Annotated in this window: 2 protein-coding genes; both read right to left on the bottom strand. The window is 42.3% G+C overall.

Annotated elements, in window-relative coordinates; translation table 11 throughout:
• Positions 1-109: 109 nt before the first annotated feature.
• Positions 110-1,654, bottom strand: coding sequence for a cell wall-binding repeat-containing protein (locus OCT58_RS10105; RefSeq protein WP_267202703.1), 1,545 nt, complete (start codon positions 1,652-1,654; stop codon positions 110-112).
• Positions 1,655-1,820: 166 nt separating this feature from the next.
• Positions 1,821-3,128, bottom strand: a complete 1,308-nt coding sequence (locus tag OCT58_RS10110; protein WP_267202704.1) for a hypothetical protein — start codon at positions 3,126-3,128, stop codon at positions 1,821-1,823.
• Positions 3,129-3,292 lie beyond the last annotated feature (164 nt).

The following is a 3,292-nucleotide window of genomic DNA, read 5'->3' on the forward strand; positions in this document are numbered from 1 at the left end:
AGTTCGCGTGTGGTAAGATGATGATAGGTCATTTGTGATATCCTTTGCTTTTGTTTGTGGTTATTCAAAAGTCTATCACAGATGGCTTTTTTATGTTTCTAACTTAATTTTACAAACCGGGATCATTAAGTTTAGCGGCATCATAGTTAGCAGCTATGGATTCTTGGCTAACCTTAACAGGGATAGAACCTATTTGTTTTCGCATATAGTTGATAATTTGGGCGGCAAAAATGGCAGCTACTTTGGCACTTTCCCCAGTAATGTGTCCATGTCCGTCAGTTTCAACCTTGGTGTTGTAATCAGAATAATCTGTATCAACCCATTCGGGAATATTGTAAGTATAATTATAAACTTTCTTAGCTTTGTCAATATACACCGGCGTTAGCTTAATTTTAGGATAAGGTGTGACCAATATTTGTTTTTGAACCTGATCACTTGAATGCGGATCATCTGCATACCCACCACGCTCAGTCCAATAAATTAAGTAGCCATTCACTGGCGTTTCCATTTCCTTAGTTTCAGGATTGTAACGTCTTTCCTTACTCAAATCACTTTGGCCAGTATATTTACCATCAGTTGCAAAAGTGAACTGTTTGCCATTAATAGTCTGTGTTCCCGTATACATCCAAGCATCAACTGGATCTAGATAGTACCAACAGCCATTAATTTTCTGGATACCAAGCAGTGCCCAGCAATTTTCTGGGTCAAAATAATACCAGTGGTTATTAATCTTCTGCCAACCAGTGTCAGCCCAAGCATTAGTAGGATCAAAGTAGTACCACTTGCCATCAATAAGCTGCCAGCCCGAATCAGCCCAAGCATTATTTGAATCGAAATAGTACCAACGACCATTGATCTTTTGCCAGTTTTCCAGTGCCCAGGCATTATTACTATCAAAATAATACCAGCGTCCGTTAATTCTTTGCCAGTTAGTTACTGCCCAAGCATTTGTCGGATCAAAATAATACCAATGACTATTGATCTTTTGCCAACCAGTATCAGCCCAGGCATTATCATTATCAAAGTAGTACCAACGGCCATTCAGATTCTGCCACCCTGTAACAGCAGGATGGGCCAAAAAAGAATCGGGATCAAAATAATACCAACGACCATTGATCTTTTGCCAATCAGAAGCTAATATTCCATCTGACTTTGCATACCGCCAGCTGCTATATCTAAACCATGTATTTGTTAAATAGTGTCCATCACCATTGAAACAATACATGTCCGTATTATTAGGAGCATAGTAAATCCCATTAGCAGCCATATACCCATCATTAGTAAAAAGATACCAATTGCCATTAATCCATTGCCACTGATTACGAAGATACGTTCCATTATTCCGATAGTACGACCATCCATACTGATCCTGGTTCCACCCAGGATGTGCCGCTTTAGCAGTTGAAACCGTTAGATCATCTTGAGGTGCCTGCTGTTCCTCCTCGTTAGTCGCTTGATTATCAACTAACTCATCTTTTTGCTCTGAATTTACCACATCAGTTGGATTTTGTTCCATAGATTGCTCAGCTTGAATATTGGCATTTGTTTCCTGATTGGTTGGTGTGCTATCAGCGTATCCCGTTGCACTTGTGGTGCCAAGAGCAATTCCGGCTAATATGCTTAAAGGTATTATTAATTCTTTCCTTAGTCGCATTTTCAAATCTCCCCCAAATTTCTTTACAATCTTAATTATAATCATTCAAGGCATGAATTCATTTCTCAAAACGATTTTCTGATTTTTGGCTGAAGAGAATTTCATAACCCGGGTAATAATGAAAAAAGCCACCGACAATGGTGAACTTTTTTGTCTTCCAAATTAATTATTGCATCTGACCATCGTTATTAAAGGTGTAGGTCTTCCCGTCAATGGTATGTGTTCCGGTGACCATCCAGGTATTCGTTGAGTCAAAGTAGTACCAGTGACCATTGATCCACTGCCAACCAGTCAGTGCCCAAGCATTGTTGGCATCAAAGTAGTACCAGTGACCATTGATCTTCTGCCAGCCAGTCAGTGCCCAAGCATTGTTGGCATCAAAGTAGTACCAGCTGCCATTGATCTTCTGCCAACCAGTATCTGCCCAAGCATTGTTGGCATCAAAGTAGTACCAATTGCCATTGATCTTTTGCCAGCCGGTCAGTGCCCAAGCATTGTTGGTATCAAAGCAGTACCAGTGACCATTGATCTTCTGCCAACCAGTCAGCGCCCAAGCGTTGTTGGTATCAAAGTAGTACCAGCTGCCATTGATCTTTTGCCAACCAGTCATTGCTGCTGGCGCCTCACCAATGGTCATCCCATATTCGATCTCACTGCTGCCCTGATTGAAGTAGTACCAGTGGCCGTTAATCCTCTGCCAGCCAGTTACTAAAATTCCATTGTTATTAGCATAAGACCAGGAACCATTTTGATTGACCCAGTGATTGGTCTGATAGCGACCCTTTGAATCAAATGAGTACCAGTTCCCATGGTTATCCCCATAAACGCCATTAGAAGCCATATATGGGCCACCCTTGCCAGGGGCAAAGTAGTACCACTGACCACTAATCTGCTGCCAGCCATAGGCTAATTTACCATTAGCGTTTGCGTATTGCCAACCGCCAAGATTATTCCAAATCCAACCATTTGTCCGGTAGGTTCCATCGTTGTTGAAGTAGTAATAGTTACTGAACAGCTCCGTCCCCGTTGCATCCGTACTCGCGGTCGAGTAGGCACCATCGGCTTCCATGTAGCCACCGCTAAAGAAGTACCACTGGCCATTGATCTTTTGCCAGCCATCACTTACCGGGTTACCATTCTGCAAATATTGCCAGTAGCCACTGTCATCCTGGACCCAACCGTTAGAAGAAGCCTTTGGCGTAGAAACCGTCACATTGTTCTGCACCGCAACCTGCTGATCAGTAGTCGGTGCAACCGTCTCAGTATTCGTAGTAGCCGTCTGGTTAGCATTGCTGTCAGTAGTTGTCGCAGTCGTTGCAACGCTTGACGTCGTCTTTTCCATAGCAACAGTCTGACTAGTGTTGGCAGTTGCCGCGCCGTTATCATCAGCATGTGCACTAGTAACACCGGCAGAACCCAGCGTAATCCCAGCTAGGACACTTAATGATACCAGCAGTCCCTTGTGTAATCGCATTATCAAATTCCTCCCTATAAACTTAATATTACAATTATAAGGGCAGATTGTAAAATTTAAGTTGAACATTTAAGTGGACAGAAAAACCCATCAAGGTCTTTAATGGTGTTACCGTACAATCCATTAGAAAGAAGGACCTTGATGAGCACCACTATTTTATCATT

Origin of the sequence: Limosilactobacillus kribbianus, assembly GCF_026413145.1 — a bacterium.
Classification (GTDB): Bacteria; Bacillota; Bacilli; order Lactobacillales; family Lactobacillaceae; genus Limosilactobacillus; species Limosilactobacillus kribbianus.